This window comes from Streptomyces sp. NPDC001634, assembly GCF_040298185.1.
Taxonomy (GTDB): domain Bacteria; phylum Actinomycetota; class Actinomycetes; order Streptomycetales; family Streptomycetaceae; genus Streptomyces.
Genome location: NZ_JBEOZU010000088.1, coordinates 1 through 18,374, shown reverse-complemented (window position 1 = coordinate 18,374; position 18,374 = coordinate 1). Strand labels below are relative to the sequence as shown.

General features: G+C 69.9%; 15 protein-coding genes and 5 pseudogenes. 14 read left to right on the top strand and 6 right to left on the bottom strand.

Going from position 1 to position 18,374, the window contains the following annotated elements:
* Positions 1 to 753 precede the first annotated feature (753 nt).
* On the top strand, positions 754 to 1,272 hold the full coding sequence (locus ABT186_RS38635) for a hypothetical protein (protein ID WP_351237325.1): 519 nt from the start codon (positions 754 to 756) through the stop codon (positions 1,270 to 1,272).
* Between the two features lie 645 nt (positions 1,273 to 1,917).
* On the opposite strand, the gene ABT186_RS38630 is transcribed toward ABT186_RS38635, so the two are convergent.
* Positions 1,918 to 2,211, bottom strand: a complete 294-nt coding sequence (locus ABT186_RS38630) for a putative quinol monooxygenase (RefSeq protein WP_351237327.1) — start codon at positions 2,209 to 2,211, stop codon at positions 1,918 to 1,920.
* A gap of 246 nt (positions 2,212 to 2,457) precedes the next feature.
* On the bottom strand, positions 2,458 to 3,420 hold the full coding sequence (locus tag ABT186_RS38625) for a carbohydrate kinase family protein (RefSeq protein ID WP_351929081.1): 963 nt from the start codon (positions 3,418 to 3,420) through the stop codon (positions 2,458 to 2,460).
* A gap of 250 nt (positions 3,421 to 3,670) precedes the next feature.
* Between ABT186_RS38625 and ABT186_RS38620 the strand changes: the two genes are divergently transcribed.
* From ABT186_RS38620 to ABT186_RS38605, 4 genes are all read left to right on the top strand, one after another.
* Positions 3,671 to 4,687 (top strand): sugar ABC transporter substrate-binding protein, encoded by a 1,017-nt coding sequence (locus ABT186_RS38620; protein ID WP_351929079.1) that lies wholly within the window; start codon positions 3,671 to 3,673, stop codon positions 4,685 to 4,687.
* 127 nt (positions 4,688 to 4,814) lie between these two features.
* Positions 4,815 to 5,810, top strand: coding sequence for an ABC transporter permease (locus tag ABT186_RS38615; RefSeq protein ID WP_351237333.1), 996 nt, complete (start codon positions 4,815 to 4,817; stop codon positions 5,808 to 5,810).
* Positions 5,807 to 6,640, top strand: a complete 834-nt coding sequence (locus ABT186_RS38610; protein ID WP_351237334.1) for an ATP-binding cassette domain-containing protein — start codon at positions 5,807 to 5,809, stop codon at positions 6,638 to 6,640. Before ABT186_RS38615 ends, ABT186_RS38610 begins: the two co-directional genes overlap by 4 nt.
* A gap of 68 nt (positions 6,641 to 6,708) precedes the next feature.
* Positions 6,709 to 7,773 (top strand): LacI family DNA-binding transcriptional regulator, encoded by a 1,065-nt coding sequence (locus ABT186_RS38605; RefSeq protein ID WP_351233651.1) that lies wholly within the window; start codon positions 6,709 to 6,711, stop codon positions 7,771 to 7,773.
* Positions 7,774 to 7,958: 185 nt separating this feature from the next.
* Here the strand turns inward: ABT186_RS38605 and ABT186_RS38600 are convergent.
* Positions 7,959 to 8,131, bottom strand: a pseudogene (locus tag ABT186_RS38600) (LysE family translocator); the annotation flags it as partial.
* Positions 8,125 to 9,237, bottom strand: a complete 1,113-nt coding sequence (locus tag ABT186_RS38595; RefSeq protein ID WP_351929077.1) for a diaminopropionate ammonia-lyase — start codon at positions 9,235 to 9,237, stop codon at positions 8,125 to 8,127. The pseudogene ABT186_RS38600 and the gene ABT186_RS38595, both read right to left, overlap by 7 nt.
* A gap of 40 nt (positions 9,238 to 9,277) precedes the next feature.
* Between ABT186_RS38595 and ABT186_RS38590 the strand changes: the two genes are divergently transcribed.
* Positions 9,278 to 10,291, top strand: a complete 1,014-nt coding sequence (locus ABT186_RS38590; RefSeq protein WP_351233643.1) for a LysR family transcriptional regulator — start codon at positions 9,278 to 9,280, stop codon at positions 10,289 to 10,291.
* A gap of 91 nt (positions 10,292 to 10,382) precedes the next feature.
* Here the strand turns inward: ABT186_RS38590 and ABT186_RS38585 are convergent, their stop codons facing one another.
* Positions 10,383 to 11,384 carry a LacI family DNA-binding transcriptional regulator gene (locus tag ABT186_RS38585; protein ID WP_351233641.1) on the bottom strand — a complete coding sequence of 334 codons (1,002 nt, stop codon included), beginning with the start codon at positions 11,382 to 11,384 and terminating at the stop codon, positions 10,383 to 10,385.
* A 213-nt stretch (positions 11,385 to 11,597) separates the two neighbouring features.
* Between ABT186_RS38585 and ABT186_RS38580 the strand changes: the two are divergent.
* The 7 genes and pseudogenes from ABT186_RS38580 to ABT186_RS38550 form a co-directional block, all read left to right on the top strand.
* A pseudogene (locus ABT186_RS38580) lies at positions 11,598 to 12,311 on the top strand (PfkB family carbohydrate kinase); the annotation flags it as partial.
* Position 12,312: 1 nt separating this feature from the next.
* Positions 12,313 to 12,444, top strand: a pseudogene (locus tag ABT186_RS48160) (Cgl0159 family (beta/alpha)8-fold protein); the annotation flags it as partial.
* The gene (gene iolB, locus ABT186_RS38575; protein WP_502973465.1) at positions 12,441 to 13,580 is read left to right on the top strand and encodes a 5-deoxy-glucuronate isomerase; all 1,140 of its coding nucleotides are present in this window, start codon (positions 12,441 to 12,443) and stop codon (positions 13,578 to 13,580) included. The pseudogene ABT186_RS48160 and the gene iolB, both read left to right, overlap by 4 nt.
* A 32-nt stretch (positions 13,581 to 13,612) precedes the next feature.
* Positions 13,613 to 14,068: pseudogene (locus tag ABT186_RS38565) on the top strand (sugar phosphate isomerase/epimerase family protein); the annotation flags it as partial.
* A gap of 1 nt (position 14,069) precedes the next feature.
* Positions 14,070 to 14,384, top strand: a pseudogene (locus ABT186_RS38560) (MFS transporter); the annotation flags it as partial.
* A 23-nt stretch (positions 14,385 to 14,407) separates the two neighbouring features.
* Positions 14,408 to 15,424 carry a Gfo/Idh/MocA family protein gene (locus ABT186_RS38555; RefSeq protein WP_351929091.1) on the top strand — a complete coding sequence of 339 codons (1,017 nt, stop codon included), beginning with the start codon at positions 14,408 to 14,410 and terminating at the stop codon, positions 15,422 to 15,424.
* A complete protein-coding gene (locus ABT186_RS38550) occupies positions 15,421 to 16,290 on the top strand; it encodes a sugar phosphate isomerase/epimerase family protein (protein WP_351233639.1) in 870 nt (289 codons plus the stop codon). The genes ABT186_RS38555 and ABT186_RS38550 overlap by 4 nt, the downstream gene beginning before the upstream one ends.
* 18 nt (positions 16,291 to 16,308) lie before the next feature.
* Here the strand turns inward: ABT186_RS38550 and ABT186_RS38545 are convergent, their stop codons facing one another.
* Positions 16,309 to 16,812, bottom strand: coding sequence for a MarR family winged helix-turn-helix transcriptional regulator (locus ABT186_RS38545; RefSeq protein WP_351929075.1), 504 nt, complete (start codon positions 16,810 to 16,812; stop codon positions 16,309 to 16,311).
* Positions 16,813 to 17,093: 281 nt separating this feature from the next.
* Here ABT186_RS38545 and ABT186_RS38540 point away from each other — a divergent pair, with 281 nt between their 5' ends.
* The gene (locus ABT186_RS38540) at positions 17,094 to 18,359 is read left to right on the top strand and encodes an MFS transporter (protein WP_351233635.1); all 1,266 of its coding nucleotides are present in this window, start codon (positions 17,094 to 17,096) and stop codon (positions 18,357 to 18,359) included.
* The last annotated feature ends 15 nt before the right edge of the window (positions 18,360 to 18,374 follow it).

Sequence of the window (18,374 nt, the reverse complement as noted above, 5' to 3'; positions counted from 1 at the left end):
CTCGGGTGCCCGGTTCTGGTCCGCTGGCACTGGGAACCCGGGCTGGCCTTGCGGCTCGTGGCGGCGCGTCCGGATGTGCGACCCGGTGGGGGGCGGGGGCCCCGGCACCGCACTGACCCGCGCCCACCGTCCCTGTCAGCCGGCCGGTCCGCCGACGGCACCGGCGCTTGGACGGCCCCCACCGAAGGCCGACCAACCTGCTCATCTCGGAGGTGCCCGCCGTTGGCCGAACCGCGCCCGCCATCCTGGCTCTACCGTCAAGGACACGTATGCGCACGTCAGAGGCCCATCAGGAAGAGGCAGTCTGCTTGCCCAGCGTCTGCGGGACGGCTTCCATGGAGCCTGTGAACAGCGCCTGGCTCCTCTTCGACCGGCCGCCGAGTCCCACTCGGCCGCTGCGTCGTGCGCCGCGCTGCCCGGAGACGCCCGCGTCCGTCTGACGCGCTTTCCGCGGACCCGAGGGGCGCCGTGATCGGCTCCGGCGCCCCTCGCTCTTCGTTTCCCACCGCACGCCCGCCGCCCCCGTACCCCTTCACCCACTTCCTGCGCTTCTTCCTCTTCGGCCAGGGCGAAGTCGCCCCGGTCACCCGAGAGGTCCGGCGCGAGGCGGAGCCGAACCGCACGGTGCGCCCCAGGGTCCACGTCGGCTGACCGGAATCACGCGTCAGGATCCCGTCAAGATTCACCGGTACGGCGTCAGAGCTCCGTCAGCAAAGGTCGTCCGGCCCCGCATCACCGCTTAGCGTCAACGTCATGCAGCGGAGCGGACCACTGGCCCCGGCCGACGACCGCCACTGGCGCGGCAGTGCCCGGCTCGCGGTGAGCTGCGCCGTCGTGTTCTGCGCCATGGCCCTGCTGGTCGACTGGGACGCGGGCAGCCTGACACCCCTTCGCGCCATGCTGTGGATCACCTTGTCCGTGGCGGTCTTCGCCGTCCTTCTGCCACCCCGGGTGACCGCGGGCCACGGCTGGCTCGCAGTGCGGAGCCCCTGGCGCCGGCACAGCGTCCGTACGGACGCCCTCGTAGCCGTACGCCAGTACGGCGGCGTCTCCTCCCACCTGGTCCTTCGGGACACCCACGGTCACCGCCTGGAACTCGACCCCCGGGTCCTCGCAACCAATCCGCTCATCTGGCACGAACTCGACACCGGCGTCCGCCGCTCCCTCGAACGCGGCACACTCCGCCAGGGAGCCGACGTGCTGGAGCGACTTGGCCGGCGGATCGACGACGAAGCGGCCCGGTCGGTTCTGAGGGCATCGGGGCTCTCCTGACCCGCGCCCTCTGCAGCACCGCGGCAAGGGCTGCCGCCCCTCGGGAGCAGGCCCCGCCGACTCTGCAGGATCTCGCTCCTAGGGAGCGTTCATCACCGGGCCGGTCGCTCGATCCGCCGTGGGATCGGCCTCGCCCTGGAGCCGTGTGCCCTGGCAGTCGACGGCAAGGCAGTCGACACCGCGACCGGAGCGGCGTCCAGGGACACCCGGCGCAGGGTCTTGCTCTCGAGGCCTACGACCCGGGCCGGCGCGGTCAACCCCTGCGCGCGGGATGGATCGTCCTCACCGGCGGAATGCCGATGCCGTCCCGCTCACGAAGGACACCACCGTGGCCGCGGATTTCGGCTCGTTCGGCCGTGTTGTGGCGGGTGCGTGACATGCCCGTCGTGAACATCTCCGTCGCCGCCGACCGCGGCCCGAAGGCCCTCCGCTCCTGCCTGCAGGCGGTCCATGACGCCGTACGCGACGGGGAGGGGTGTTCCGTGCCCTGACAGGGCACCCCACGAGCCTTTGACGCTACTGGCAGTGCCGGTCGGCCCCGCTGTCTTCACGAAGGTCCCGCCCGAGCCCAGGCGCGACTGATTCTCGTCAGGTGGTGTGACGGCCGGGCCCGTGAGGTGGGCGGGCCCGGGCATCGTCGCAGCGTCAGGCCGCCGGATCAAGGAACGTCAGCACGGAGGCGTCCTCCTCGATCAGCGGGGCGAGTGCGGTGTTGAACGGGGCTCCGTACGGAGCGTTCAGGTGCGCCTGGAAGGCGTCCTCGTCCCGGTAGACCTCGAAGATCCAGTAGGCGCGTGGGTTGGACTCCTTGGTGTAGACGTCGAAGGCGAGGTTGCCTTCTTCCTCGCACACCTTCCGGGCGTAGTCCCGCAGCAGGCGGGCAACCTCGTCCTCCACTCCCTCGCGGGCGGTGAACTCGGCGAGCAGGGTCTTCTTCACGGTCTCGTGTCCTTGCGTTACGGGGGTGCTGTCGTCTCGTCACTCGTGGCAGGAGCCGAGGTGCCGGACACGGGCCCGGTCCGGCTTCACCGAGCCGGCCCGGGACGTCCGCAGCCTTGCCGGAACTGAGGGCGGTGGGTCTCGGAGTGTCATCGATGACATCGAGTGGCCCGATGATGATGGAGTCGATCCGGCCAACTCGTCAACGACCGGTGGGCGATCACCCGGGCACGGCCCGCCCGGCCGTCATGCGCCCTCGGCGGTCACGAACTGCGCCAGCTCGTTGTTCCACGGCGGATTGGGGCCGGCAACCGAGCAGGTCAGGGCCGCGACCCGAGTGGCGAACACGCAGGCTTCCGCGACATCGCCGAGACCGATGTCCGTCAGCCGGCCACCGAGGAGTCCGCGGGTGCCGAGATGGTGCAGCAGCCCTGCGGTGAAGGAGTCCCCCGCCCCGACCGTGTCGACCACCCGCGTCGCCACCGCGGGCACCTGCAGCCGCTCGCCGTCGAGTGAAACCAGGGCACCGTCGGCGCCACGCGTGATCACGACGAGCCGCGCCCCTGCGGCGTGCCAGGTGTCGCACGCCTGCTCGGGCGATATGCCCGGCAGGAGCAGCTCCAGGTCCTCCTCGCTCAACCGCAGCACATCGGCGAGGCCGCACCAGTGCGCCAGCCGGGCACGGTAGACCTCGGGACGCACCAGCAGCGGCCGTACGTTGGGGTCGATGCTGATCGTGGCCCGGGGAGAGGCTGTTGCCAGGAACTCCTCCACCACCGCAGCGCCGGGCTCACGGACCAGCGCCAGGGAGCCGGTGTGCACACAGGTCGTTTCGGACAAATCCACCCCTGCCAGTTCCGCCGCCGTCCACTGCCAGTCGGCCGTGTTCTGCGCATGGAAGGAGAACGTGGCCTGCCCCCGGGCGTCCAGCTCCGCAACCGCCAGCGTGCTGGGCTCGGCGGCCGCAACGGCATACGACAGGTCCACACCGGACGCCTCCAGGTGGGCCCTGAACAGGCGGCCGAATACGTCGCCGGACAGGCGCGCAAGGAACCGGGCCGGGGTGCCCAGCCGGGCCAGAGCCACCGCCGTATTCGCAGGTCCGCCGCCGGGCAGCACACGCAGCGCGAGTTCATGCGAGGCGCTTGCGGGTTCGGTGAAGGCGTCCGCGACGCACTCTCCCAGGACGGTGATCTGACGCGGGCTCATGGGCTGCTCTCTCTTCCGAACAATGCGGGCAAAAGGGGCGATTCATGGGGCAGGCCGCTGATCGGCTCCGGCTCGACGGTGACCGTGAGCGTTGCCAATTTGTGACGGGTGCAAGGCATTGACGTTGCCGGGAACCGGAGTCCATCATCCTCCGCAAGCAGTGTCAACGATGACATAAGTCAACGATGACACCTCGGGACGGCATGCTTCGATGCCGACCGCGCCGCTCGCAATCCCGCAGGAGTCGTTCATGTCTCGCACCACTCGTCTGACCCCCTCCCTCCTCAGAGTCGCTGCGTGCACGGGCGTTGCAGCCCTCGCCCTGACGGCCTGCGGATCCGGCTCCGGATCGAGCTCCAAGAGCTCCGGCTCGGGGAGCATCAAGGTCGGTCTGATCACCAAGACCGAGACCAACCCGTTCTTCGTGAAGATGAAGGAAGGCGCGGAGAAGGCCGCCAAGCAGGACGGCGTCCAACTGATGACCGCCGCGGGCAAGTTCGACGGCGACAACGCCGGACAGGTCACCGCCCTTGAGAACATGGTCGCCGCCGGCGTGAAGGGCATCCTGATCACCCCGAGCGACTCCAAGGCGATCGTCCCCGCGATCGCGAAGGCCCGTGCCAAGGGAGTCCTGGTCATCGCCCTGGACACGCCGACCGAACCGCAGAGCGCGGTCGACGCCCTCTTCGCGACCAACAACCTCAACGCCGGTGTGCTGATCGGCGATTACGCCAAGGCCGCCATGAAGGGCAAGACGGCGAAGATAGCCACCCTCGACCTGGCGCCGGGCGTCTCCGTCGGCGTCCAGCGTCACGACGGCTTCCTGAAGGGCTTCGGCGCCACCGACAAGGACGTCGTCTGCTCCCAGGACACCGGCGGTGACCAGGCCAAGGGCCAGACCGCCATGGAGAACTGCCTTCAGAAGTCGCCCGACATCAACCTCGTCTACACCATCAACGAACCGGCCGCCCTGGGCGCGTACACCGCACTGAAGGCCAAGGGCCGGGAGAAGGACGTCCTGATCGTCTCCGTCGACGGCGGCTGCACCGGGACCCAGGCGGTCAAGGACGGCAAGATTGCCGCGACTTCGCAGCAGTACCCGCTGAAGATGGCCTCCGAGGGCGTCAATGCCGTCGTGACGTACGCCAAGACCGGCAAGAAGGCGTCCGGTTACACCGACACCGGAGTCAACCTGATCAGCGACAAGGCACAGGCTGGGGTCACGTCCAAGGACACCGCGTTCGGCCTGCAGAACTGCTGGGGCTGAGCCGCCCCCGAGGACCGTACGACACCGCTACTCCCCTCAGCGGGGCGGCCGGCCCCACCTCCCCGACCGGGGACGGCCGCCCCCTTGTCCTCCAACAAGGACTTCTGTCTTCCGACAAGGACTTTGCATGACAGCCACGACCACGCCGTACGCCGAGCTCAAAGCACCGTCCACGGCCCGCAGACTGCTCACGGCACCGACCACCGGCCCGCTGGTCGCTCTCCTCCTGGCCTGCGTCTTCTTCTCCTTCTCGACCGACCAGTTCCTCTCCGGCGGGAACTTCTCCCTGATCGTGCAGCAGGTCATGGTCGTCGGCACCCTCGCCATCGGACAGACCCTGATCATCCTCACCGCGGGAATCGATCTGTCGTGCGGGGCCGTGATGGCGTTCGGCAGCATCATGATCGCCAAGATGGCGGCCGAGGGTTCTCTGCCACCGCTCCTCGCCATCGCCCTGGGCATCGGTGTCTGCGGCGGCTTCGGCCTGGTCAACGGACTGCTGGTACAGAAGATCCCGCTGCCGCCGTTCATCGTGACCCTCGGCATGCTCAACGTGGCGTTCGCCCTGACGCACATCTACTCCAACGAGCAGACGATCACCAACCTGCCCGGGCCGCTGACGGCCCTCGGGCAGACGTTCCCGCTCGGCAAGACCGACATCACCTACGGCTCCCTGGTCACCATCGCCCTGTTCCTCGCGCTCGCCTACGCGCTGAGCAACACCGCCTGGGGCAGGCACGTCTACGCCCTGGGCAACAGCTCCGAGGCAGCCCGGCTCAACGGCATCCGCAACTCGCGGCTCACCATCGGCGTCTACACCGTGGCCGGCCTGCTGTACGGGATCGCCGCCCTGCTGCTCATCTCCCGCACCGGAGTCGGCGACCCCCAGGCCGGCCAGACCGACAACCTCGACAGCATCACCGCCGTGGTCCTCGGCGGCACCAGCCTCTTCGGTGGACGCGGATCGGTCCTGGGCACCTTCATCGGCGTCCTCATCGTCGGCGTCTTCCGCAACGGCCTCCAACTGATGGGCGTCGCCTCCATCTACCAGACCCTCATCACCGGAGTCCTGGTCATCCTCGCGGTGACCGTCGACCAGATCTCCCGGAAGAAGGCCCGATGACCGCCACCACTCCGACCCCCGTTCTGCAGGCCCGCGGTCTGGTCAAGCGCTACGGCCACGTCACCGCCATCGACGGTGCCGACTTCGATCTGCTGCCCGGCGAGGTCCTCGCCGTCATCGGCGACAACGGAGCAGGCAAGACCAGCCTGATCAAGGCCCTCACCGGCGCGCTGATCCCCGACGCGGGAGAGATACGCCTGGGCGGCGAACCCATCCAGTTCTCCGGGCCGCAGAGCGCACGCGCCCACGGCATCGAAACGGTCTACCAGGACCTCGCCGTGGCCGCCTCCATGGACATCGCCTCCAATATGTTCCTCGGCCGCGAACTGCGCCGTCCCGGCATCCTCGGCAGCGCCTTCCGCATGCTCGACAAGAAGCGGATGCGTGAGGAAGCCGCCGAGCACATGGCCGACCTGAAGATCGGCCTGCGTTCGCTGACCCAGGCGGTCGAGACCCTCTCCGGCGGCCAGCGCCAGGCCGTGGCGGTCGCCCGCGCCGTCGCCTGGGCCCGCAGCGTCGTCGTCATGGACGAGCCCACCGCCGCCCTGGGTGTCAAGGAATCCGGCCAGGTCCTCGACCTCATCCGCCGCGTCCGCGACAAGGGCATGCCGGTCGTCCTGATCAGCCACAACATGCCCCATGTCTTCGAGATCGCCGACCGGATCCACGTCCACCGGCTGGGCCGGCGCGCCGCCGTGATCAAACCCTCCGACTACTCCATGGCGGAGGTCGTCGCCATCATGACCGGCGCCCTCACCGTCGATGAGGCCGGAGGTACTGTCGTGGCGGACTCCGAGGCGGCCAAGGCCGCCGGAGTCCAGGCCAATTGACCAAGCACTCGGAGGTTCCGGCCGATAAGCGGCCGGAACCGACGAGCCCACAGAAAACGGTTATTCCCATGGCAGCGAACCGCCGCCCCACCCTGGCCGACGTCGCACGAGAAGTGGGCGTCAGCGCCAAGACGGTCTCCCGCGTCCTCAACGAGGACGGACCCGTCTCGGCGCAGACCAGGGAACAGGTTCTCACCGCCGTGGCCAAACTCGGCTTCCAGCCGAACCTCATGGCACGCAACATCCGCGTCGGCGGACCCGACACCACCATCGGTCTCGTCATCCCCGACCTCGGCAACCCCTTCTTCGGGGCCGTGGCCCGCGCCATCGAGGACACCGTGCGCGAACGCGGCCTGACCCTGCTGATGGGCTCCTCCACGGACGACCCCGACCGGGAACGCGCCCTGACGGACAAGTTCCTCGCCCGCCGCGTCAGCATCCTGATGGTCGTGCCGTCCGTCGGCGCCGACCACTCCCACCTCAAGAGCCACCGCGCGGCGGGGCTGCCCGTGGTCTTCCTCGACCGTCCGGGAGTCGGCCTCTCCACGGACAGCATCGTCAGCTCCAACCGTGCAGGGGCCCATGAGGGCGTCGCCCACCTGATCGCCCATGGCCACCGGCGCATCGGCTTCGTCGGCGACCTGCCCGTCAGGCTGTACACCCGCCGCGAACGCCTGGCCGGATACCGCGCGGCCCTGCAGGAAGCCGAACTCCCCTACGACCCCTCGCTGGTCACCAACGCCCACGACCAGCAGGGGGCCGCGGCCGCGACCGCCCAACTGCTCGACCTGGCGGCTCCCCCCACAGCCCTGTTCGCCGGCAACAACATGGTCGCGCTGGGCATAGTCGCCGAACTCGCCCGCAGCGAGCGGAAGGACATCGCTGTCGTCGCCTTCGACGACGTGCCGCTCGCCGAGGCACTCGAACCGGCCCTCACCGTCGTCGCCCAGGACCCCGAAGAAATCGGCCGTGCAGCTGCGGCAACCGCCCTGGCACGGCTCGACGGTGACCGCTCCCGCGCTCGCACCACCACCGTCCCCACCCGACTGATCGTCCGCGGATCGGGCGAGCACCCCGCCCCTGCCACCCAGCAGGCGCTTGACGTGAGGCAGCCGGTCCGGAGTTCGCGTTGACGGTTCGGGCTGACGACGTGGCCCGCGCGGAGCACGGTCCGGCTCACACCGGGGCTGTCAGGTCCCACGCCTCAATCGCGTACGCGGTGGAGGCGACGCCCGTGGCGGTCTCCGCACACGCCAACGGCCGTCGCCGACGGGGTGGAAGCTCACGGGTGAGAGTGCGGCCGGCCGCAGAGCGACTCGGCCATGGTCAGCGCGCCCCAGAGCAGCAGCCCGGTCGCGATGCCGCCCCGGTCCACAGTGCGTCCCCGGGGCCGGCCGCGAGGGCGCGTCGGGTGACCACCGCCATGTCCGGGCCGGGCACGACGGTCAGCAGGCCGAGGACACCGAGCGCGGCCATGAAATGGGTCAGCATGCCGAGGGATTGGCGGCCGTGCCCTCGGTGCTCAGCAGTACGGCCACCGAGTCGGAGCCGAGCCCCAGTGCCGTACGCCGTTCCTCGGCACCCACGCCGGTGAGCACCGCGCGCAGACCGGCCAGCGCCGCGGCCCCACAGGGACCCGAGGAAACCCCGAGGACCGCGAGATGAGCGGCCGCGCGGGCACTGTCTGCGTCGGGGATGGCGACCGCGGCATCCAGCCCGCCGTACAGGTAGGGCCAGGCGATGCTTGAGGGGGTGCCGCAGTTCAGCCCGGCCATGATGGTGTCGCCGGTGGTGACGCTGACGGGCTCGCCCAGGGTGAGGCTTTCGAGGACGCAGGCCGCGGCCTCCGGCTCCACCGACAGCAGCGCTGGAGCACGCCCGGAGGGGCGGCTGCGGTAGTGGGTGACGACCGCCTGGGCCAAAGACCCCACACCCACCGGTATGGCGACGAGATCAGGCCCTTCGACGACTCCCTGTGCCGCCAGTTGCTCGTCGATCTCGGCGCAGAGTGTGGAGTAGCCCTCGACGATCCACCCGGGGATCTGCTCATAGCCCGGCCAGGCGGTGTCCTGGACCAGGACCGCGTCCGGTCCGGCAGCCTCCTCGGCCGCCAGGCGTACGGCCTCGTCGTACGGCCCCGGGACCTCGGTGACCTTCGCCCGCTCGGCGACGATGGCTGCCACGGCCTGCGGATGCACGCCCTGCGGGACGAAGACGTGGGCGTGCTGCCCCAGCAGACGTGCCATGCGCGCCACCGCGCGGCCGTGATTGCCGTCGGTGGCGGTCACCAGGGTGACCGGGCCCGGTTCTTTTCGGCTCGCGGCCCGCTCGGCAAGGGTGCGGTGGACCGCCCAGGACGCACCCAGCGCCTTGAACGCGGGCAGCCCCAGACGGCGGGACTCGTCCTTGACGAACACCCGGCCGACCACCAACTCGGCCGCCAGCGGCGGGAGTTCGGTCAGTGGGGTGGGTGAGTGGCCGGGCAGCGCGGTGTGGAAGTCCCGCACCTCGGCGGGTGCGGGATCGCAGCGCCAGGTACGGGCGCCGGGCCGCGCCGGCCATGGCAGCGTACGGGGGGAGGAAGCGTTGTCGGACACACGATCAGGCTCCGATGAGCTCGTACGATCGGTCCAGCGAATGTTTCCGACCTATACTCATCGAGGAATCCGACCATTTGATTTCCGTGAGTGCAAGGAGTGCGGGCTGCCGACGTTCGACCTGCACCGACTGCGCCTGCTGCGCGAACTCAAGCACCGCGGCACGCTCGCGGCCGTCGCCGCCGCCCTGTCCTACGCCCCCTCCTCCGTCTCCCAGCAGCTCTCCCAGCTCGAAGCCGAAGTCGGCGTCCCGCTGCTTGAACCGGTCGGGCGGCGGGTGCGGCTCACCGAACAGGCCGAGATCCTCGTGGCCCACACCGAAGCGGTCCTCGAACGCCTGGAGCGCGCGGAGGCGGAGATCGCCACCTCCCTGACCGACCTGACCGGCACACTGCGCGTCGCCTCGTTCCAGACGGCCGCCCTGGCACTGCTCCCGAACGCGCTCGGCCTGCTGCGCGACCTGCACCCGCACCTGCGCCTCCACGTCACGCAGATGGAACCGGAAAAGGCCCTTCCCGCCCTCCAGGCGCGCGACTTCGACCTGGTCCTCGGCGAGGAATACCCCGGCAACCCCAACCCGCGGCCCGCCGAACTCGAACAGGAAGACCTGCTCGACGACCCCCTGCGCCTCGCACTGCCGGAACAGGCCGACAGCCCGGACACCAACAGCCCGATGGCGACACTGCGCTCTCTCGCGAGCCACCCCTGGGTGATGGAACCCGAAGGCACAGCCGCGCGGCACTGGGCCATGACCCTGTGCCGCAATGCCGGCTTCGAACCCGACGTACGGTTCGAGACCACCGACCTCCTGCTCCACCTCCGCCTCGTGGAGCAGAATCACGCCGCCGCTTTCCTCCCCGACCTCGTCTGGAGCGGACAAGCCCCTACCGTCGCGCTGCGGCAACTCCCCCGCGGCCGGCGCACACGCCGCATCTTCACCGTCGTACGCCGCGGCCGCAGCCGGCACCCCGCGATCCTGGCGTGCCGCGACGCCCTCCACCGAGCGGTCGCCCTGCGCTCCAGTCAGACATCGGTACAGCGCAGGGACCCCTGACGATTCTCAGGGCGCGTTACGCCCATACGAGGACCTGATGAGCAGCCGGCGCGCCCCGGGGCGGCGGGGCAGTGGCCTTCGTCGAGAGCGCTCAGGCCGCCCCCTGCGGCGGCGGCCCGCTGGTCCCCCGCACCACCAGCTTCGGGTCCAGCACCGCCTCCCGCGGCCCCAGTTCCGGGTTCTCCAGCCGCTCCACCGCGAACCGCACCGCGTGCTCCGCCATCAGCACCGCATCCTGGCGAACGGTGGTCAGACCCACCGGCATCAGATGGGAGAGATGGCTGTCGTCGTAGCCGACCACGGACATGTCACGCGGCACTTCGACACCGCCCCGTACCAGGGCCATCAACACACCCATCGCGCAACGGTCGTTGCCTGCGAGGACCGCCGTCGGCAGGGGCAGCCCCCGGTCGCGCTCGGCCAGCAGCAACTGTCCGGTCTCGATGCCCGACTGCTCGGTGTGCTCACCGGGAATCACCCGCACCTCGGCCTCCAGTCCATGCCCGCGCATCGCAGCCCGGTAGGCGCGCCGCCGCTCGGCCGAACCAGGCCCCCGGCCCCCGTCGATGTGCACAATCCGGCGGTGCCCGAGTTCGACCAGGTAGTCCATGGCCTGCCGGACCCCCTTGCTCTCGGCACTGTGCACGAAGTCCACCCGGGCGCGCGGCACCCGGCGGCTGACGGACACCGTGACAGCGCGCTGTCCGAGTTCGTCGAGGTACGCGGCCTCCGCGTCGGGGCCGAGCAGGATCAGTGCCTCGCAGCGGTGGCCGAGCAATGCCTCGATCGCCTTGGCCTCGCTGCGGCCCTGGGCGGCCGCGGAGAGCAGGACGTCATAGCCGAGGCGTTCCGCCTCGGGGTAGATCCCCTCGATCAGGTTCGTGTGGAACGTCTGCTGCACGGTGAACATCACGCCGAGCGTACGACTGCGGCCACGGGCCAGCAGCCGGGCCGCACTGTCGGGGCGGTAACCGATCTCGTCGGCGACCCGCAGCACCCGCTCACGGGTCTCCCGGCTCGCTCCCGGCTGGTTTCGGAACACGATCGAAACCAGCGCGCGGGACACCCCCGCCTTGTCGGCAACGTCGGCCATCGTGGGCCGCTGCCTGCCCGATGCGTCCACCTGTGCACCCACCCTTCGACGGAGCCCACCCTAGGTCAGCCGCGGAATCTCCCGGCAACAAGGTATTGACATGACATTTGGACAGGGGTCATCGTACTCGCACTAGAGCGCGCTAGTAGAGCGCGATAGGAAGCTCTCTCCTGACCACTCCCCGGATTTCCGGGGCGAAGGGAAGCCGGCGTGATGCCGTTCGATGTGCTGACCATGGGCCGCGTGGGGGTGGATGTGTATCCGCTCCAGACGGGCGTGGGGCCGGCGGAGGTCACCTCGTTCGGCAAGTATCCGGGCGGCAGCCCGACGAATGTCGCGGTGGCTGCCGCTCGCTACGGCCATGGTTCGGCTGCGATCACCAAGACGGGCCGTGACCCGTTCGGCGACTTCGTCCGCACGGCCCTGGAGGACTACGGCGTCGACGCCCGGTTCGTGGGCACGTCGGACATCGCCCCGACCCCGGTGACGTTCTGTGAGATCTTCCCGCCGGACGACTTCCCGCTGTACTTCTACCGGCTGCCCAAGGCCCCCGACCTGGACCTTCACGCGGACGAGCTGGACCTTGCGGCGGTCGGGGACGCGCGGATCTTCTGGGTGACCGGGACCGGGCTGAGCGAGGAACCCAGCCGTTCGGCCACGCCGGCCGCGCTGGCGCACCGGGCCAAGGCGGGAGCGACGGTCTTCGACCTCGACTGGCGGCCGATGTTCTGGACGGAACCGGACCAGGCTCGGGCCTATTACGCGCAGGCGTTGCGGCACACGACGGTGGCGGTCGGCAATCTCGACGAGTGTGAGGTGGCCACCGGTGAGCGCGAGCCGAATGCCGCCGCGCAGGCGCTGCTGGCCGCTGGGGTGGAGCTGGCGGTGGTGAAGCAGGGCCCCAAAGGTGTGCTGGCGATGGGCCGGGGCCGCCTTCGCCTCCTGGGGCAAGGCCCTCAAACAGCCCACCGCGCAGGGTCTGGTCGTGGGCCGCTCCCTGCTCTACCCCGCGGGCGGCGACGTCGCCGGCGCCGTGGACCGAGCGGTGAGCCTGCTGTGAACGACACGGCCAAGTACCACCTGCCCCGGGGGACTGCGGCCGACGGCCCCTACGGCCTCCTGGTCACGCCCGAGTCGGCGGGCTGGGAATACTCCGGCCTCAGGATCCTGACCCTGAAGCCGGGTGAGGCGCACACCCTGTCCACCGGGGAGTCCGAGTTCCTGGTCCTGCCGCTGACCGGTGGCTGCACCGTCACCGTCGACGGACAGAGCTTTGAACTCGGCGGCCGGACGGGCGTGTTCGCCTCGGTGACCGACTTCGCCCACCTGCCCCGCGAGTCGGAGGCCCTGACCGGCCGTGTGTTCGGTGGGAGGTTCGCACTGCCCTCCGCCCGTACCGAGCGGAGCTCACTCTCCGCTCGGTACGGGCCCCAGCAGAACGTGCCGGTCGAACTGCGCGGCGCCGGGAACTGCTCCCGCCAGGTCAACAACTACTGCCCGCCCGGCACCTTCGAGGCAGAGCACCTCCTGGTGTGCGAGGTCCTCACCCCCGGCGGCAACTGGTCGTCGTATCCGCCGCACAAGCACGACCAGGCCCGGCCCGGCGCGGAGTCGGAGCTGGAGGAGATCTACCACTTCCAGGTCGCGGGCGAGAACGTGTTCGGCTACCTGGGGGTGCCCCCGCGCGAGCGAAGCCGAGCGTGGGGGAGTGTCTACGGCACCCCCGAGCGCCCGATCGACGTCCTGGCCGAGGTCCGCTCCGGCGACACGGTCCTGATCCCGCACGGCCGGCAGGGTCCGTCCGTCGCCGCGCCCGGCTACGACCTTTACTACCTCAACGTCATGGCGGGTCCCGGCCAGGACCGTGCCTGGCTGATCTGCGACGACCCCGCCCACGGCTGGGTGCGCACCACCTGGGACGCACGGGTCACCACCGGGATGGACGCCTACAAGGAAGAACTCTTCGGCCCCGTCCTCGCCGTCCTCCGGGTGGACACCCTCGACCGGGCCATCGACCTGATCAACGCCAACCCCTACGGCAACGGCACCGCCCTGTTCACCGCCTCCATCGGCGACTCGCCGATCCACGGTCCCGAGGGCATCCGCTTCTACACCCGCCCCAAGGTCGTCACCACCCGCCGGCCCCAGCCCGCACAGCAGGTCGCGGCCGGTTTCAACTTCCCGACCTCCAGCTGAAGTTCCCGTCCCCCATCCCCAAAGGACACGTCATGGCAACGGCGCCAACCCCACTGCGCACCACCGCAGGCAACCTGTGCCTCGGCTCGGCCCCCGACTCCTGGGGCATCTGGTTCCCCGAGGACGAGCACCAGGTGTCGTACACCCGCTTTCTCGACGAACTCGCGCAGGCCGGCTACGAATGGCTGGAGCTCGGTCCCTACGGCTACCTCCCCACCGATCCGCAACGTCTGAAGGAGGAGCTGGACGCCCGTGGGCTCAAGGTCTCCGGGGGTACGGCCTTCGGCGCGCTGCACCGCCCCGAGGCGTGGGACGGCATGCTCGCCCACGTACGCCAGGTCGCCACGCTGACCGCCGCCGCGGGCGCCCACCACCTTGTCCTCATCCCGCCGATGTACCGGGACGAGAAGACCGGCGCGTTCACCGAGTCGCCCGAGCTGACCGCGGAGCAGTGGGCGGGCTTCGGCAAGGCCGCCGACCGGCTGGGCAGCCATGACGGTCACCTTCCTCGCCTTCCAGCAGGGCGCGATCTCCCCGGTGACCTGGCTGATGCTCTCGGAGATCTTCCCGATGCGGATGCGCGGTTTGGGCATGGGCGTGGCGGCCGTGGTGCTGTGGCTGACCAACTTCGTGATCGGACTGGTCTTCCCGTCCCTGGTCTCGGGCATCGGAATCTCGAACACCTTCTTCCTCTTCGTCGTGGCGGGGATCTTCTCGCTCACCTTCGTCAAGCTCTACGTCCCCGAGACCAAGGGCCGCACCCTCGAAACCCTGGAAGCCGAACTCCGGGCGCGCTTCTCCTGACCCTCTGTTCCAAGGAAACGACCATGACCGTACGTGTAGGCGTCATCGGCGCCGGCTGGATCGGCAAGGAACACATCCGGCGCCTCACCGACACCATCACTGGCACCCGCGTCACCGTGGTGACCGACATCGACGCCGCCCGCGCCGAGGAGGGAGCGGCTCCGGCCGGCGCCCGGGTGGTGCCCGACGGCGCCGCCGTGGTCGCGGCGGACGACGTCGACGCCGTCCTCGTGACATCCTGGGGCCCGACCCACGCCGAACACGTGCTGAACGCGATCGCCGCCGGGAAACCGGTGTTCTGCGAGAAGCCCCTCGCCACCACCGCCGAGGACTGCCTGAAGATCGTCGAGGCCGAGACGGCCCATGGCCGCCGCCTGGTGCAGGTCGGCTTCATGCGCCGCTACGACGCCGGCTACCGCCAGATGAAGCAGGTCATCGAATCCGGCCGCGTCGGCGAGCCGCTGGTGGTGCACTGCGCCCACCGCAACCCGACCGTCCCGGAGTCCTACACCTCCGCCATGGCCGCCCTGGACACGGCGGTCCACGAGGTGGACGTGCTCCGCTGGCTCCTCGACGACGAGATCGTCTCCACCCAGGTGGTCACCCCGCGCTCCACGAGCAAGCGGTTCGAGCACCTGAAGGACCCGCAGATCATGCTTTTCGAGACCGTGAAGGGCGTCCGCGTCGACCTGGAGGTCTTCGTCAACTGCCAGTACGGCTACGACATCCAGTGCGAGGTGGTCGGTGAGGAAGGACTCGTACGCCTGCCCGACCCGGCCGCCGTCGGCGTGCGCACCGCGGGCCGGCACAGCACAGAGGTGCTCACCGACTGGGTGGGCCGCTTCGTGGACGCCTTCGACACCGAGTTCCGCGAGTGGATCGCGAACCTCGCGGCCGGCAATGGGCCCACCGGCCCTTCGGCCTGGGACGGCTACGCCGCGACCGTGATCACGGCCGCGACCGTCGAGGCCCTGGAGTCGGGCCGCGTCATCGCCACCGACCTCGAGCCCCGCCCTGCTTTCTACGGAGGCGCAGCATGAAAATCGCCCTGGACCCGTACATGTTCCGGTCCCTGTCGATCGACGCCATGGTGCGTACGGTCGCCGAACTCGGCTACGAATACATCGAGTTGTCGCCGCGCGACGACTTCATGCCCTTCTTCCTGCACCCGCGGGCGGACGACGAGCGGGTCACGGAACTGAAGAAGTCCCTGCGCACGCACGGCGTGCAACTGTCCTCCGTTCTGCCCCTGTACAAGTGGTCGTCACCGGACGAGGCGGAACGCCAGGCAGCCGTCCGCTACTGGAAGCGGATGATCGAGATCACGGCGGACCTCGAATGCCCGCTGATGAACTCGGAGTTCAACGGCCGGCCGGAGCGTGCCGCCGAGAGCGAAGCCGCCTTCTGGCGCTCCCTCGAGGAGCTGCTCCCGCTGTTCGAGCGGGAGGGCATCGCCCTCAACCTGGAGGCCCACCCGGACGACTTCTGTGAGGAGAACACCCCGGCGGTGGACCTGGTCCACGCGATCAACAAGCCCTGGGTGAACTACCTCTACTGCGCGCCCCACTCCTTCCACCTCTCGGGCGCTTCGGAGGTCGGCGCGGACATCGCCGCGATGATGCGCTACGCCGGCGACAAGCTCCAGCACGTCCACATCGCGGACTCCTTCAACCACAAGGGCTCGTCCGGCCTGCGCTACATCCTCAACCCGCCGGGCACCCCGGCCCGTATCCACCAGCACCTCGACATCGGCCAGGGTGAGGTCGACTGGGACGCCTTCTTCGGCACCCTGCGCGAGCTGGGCTTCGACGGTGTCGCGACCGCCTGCGTCTTCGCCTGGGAGGAACGGGCCCGCGAGTCCTCGGCCTTCATGCTGGACCGCATCACCAAAGAACTCGCCGCGTAGCCGACGAGGAGTGCTGCCCTACCTCCGGCGCCAGGGCAGCGCCTCCTGGTCGTCGCCGGCGTCCATGCGGTGGAGTGCGCCGTTGATCGCCTCTCCGATCGCGGCGAACTGGCTCACCTGCTCAGGGGTGAGCGCATCGAAGACGGCGCGGCGTACGGCCTCGACGTGGCCCGGGGCCGCCCGCTCCAGGAGGTCGAGCCCCTGTGGGGTGAGGACGGCGAGCTGGTTGCGGCGGTTGCCGGGGTCCTCGCGGCGATCGACGTAGCCGGCCTCCTGGAGGCGGGTCACGGCGTGGGTGAGCCGGCTTCGGGTGATCCTCAGACGTTCGGCCAGCTCGGACATGGTCAGGGTGTGGTCCGGGACGGAGGAGAGGTGGGCGAGCAGGGTGTAGTCGGCATGCGTCATCCCCGCGTCCCGCCGTAGCTGACGGTTCAGGTGGTCGGACAGGTGGGTGGAGAACTCGACGTAGGCGAGCCACGCCCGTCGTTCCTCAGGATTCAGCCAGCGTGGCGTCGTAGTCATGGTCTCACCTTAGCCAATCTCGTTTGAATCTTCAAACTTCTACTGGTTGCCGGATCCTCCCCTTGACCGTTTCTCGCTCATCCACAGCGTGGATGAGCCCGATACGGGATTCGGATCGCGCGAAGGATGGCGACCGGCTCCCGGACGGCCCATAGTCGTCCGTACCCCGCACGTCGCTGTCCGGACCAGCCGCCGGCGCGCGGGTCTCCCCGGCATGCCGTGCGCCGTCGACGGCGCCCGTGACGGCATGCCCGCTCCCGTACGCCGTCCCTGGAGTCGCCATGCCCGGTTCCGTGCCCCCGTCCCCCGCCGCAGTGGATGACGCCGCTCCGTCACCCGTCGCCGTGTCGGGCCCGGCCCATCTGCTGCGCCTGACACTGCTGATGGCGGGCAGCTGTCTGCCGATCCTGGGCGCGGTGCTGATCGCGCCGGTGCTGCCGAAGATGCAGGACCACTTCGCCTCCACCCCGGGGGCCAAGGCGCTGGTTCCCCTTGTGCTGACCGTTCCGGCGCTGGCGCTGGCACTGCTGGCCCCGTTCGCCGGGGTGATCGTGGACCGGCTGGGCCGAAAGCGCCTGCTGATCGTGGCGACCCTTCTGTACGCCGTGTTCGGAACGGCCCCGCTGTGGCTCGACTCGCTGGGTGGCATCATCGCCGTCCGCATCCTGGTGGGTGTCACCGAGGCCGCCATCATGACCTGCTGCACGACGCTGATCGGGGACTACTACACAGGTCACCGACGGGTGAAGTACCTCGCCCTGCAGACCATGTGCGCCTCCGCGTCGGCAACCGTCTTCTTCGTGCTCGGCGGCGCCGTCGGCGCGGCGGGCTGGCGCCTGCCCTTCTGGGTCTACGCCGTGAGCCTCGCGCTCGCCCCGCTGATGGCCACCGCCCTGCCCGACCCGGCGTCCCGGACGGCCGTCGACGAGCGCCCGGCCGAGGTGGAGACCCGCCGCCCGTTCCCCTGGCGGCAGTTGGCGGGCATCTGTGCCCTCACCTTCTTCGGTGCGATGGTCTTCTACACCGTCCCGGTGGAGATGTCGTACCTGCTCGACGACCTCGGGGTGAAGAACTCCGGCGTGATCGGTCTGGCCACCGCGGTCGCCAGTGCCGCCACCGTGGCCGGAGCGGTCACCTTCGCCCGGCTGAAGCGTTCTCCGGACCCCATGCTGCCCGTCGTTCTTGCGCTGTGCGCCGTCGGCTTCGGGATGATGTTCCTCGCCGGCAACGCCCCGCTGCTGGTCGTGGGAGCGGTGGTCAACTGCCTGGGCACGGGCATGCTGCTGCCCGCACTCCTCACCAGTGCCATGTCCCGGCTGGCGTTCGAGGACCGCGGCCGGGGCACGGGGCTCTGGATGGCGGCCTTCTTCGGCGGCGAGTTCGTCTGCCCGCTCGTTCTGCTCGCCGGGGAGGCGGCGGTCGGCAGTCTCGCCGGTGCGGTGGGCGTTCTCGGGCTGGCCGCCGCCCTCGTCGCGGCCGGACTTCTGGCCGCCCGCCGCCGCGCGACCGCCGCGGACCCCCGGCCGTTGCCGGAACAGTTGGCCTGAGGGCGCCGACGCCGG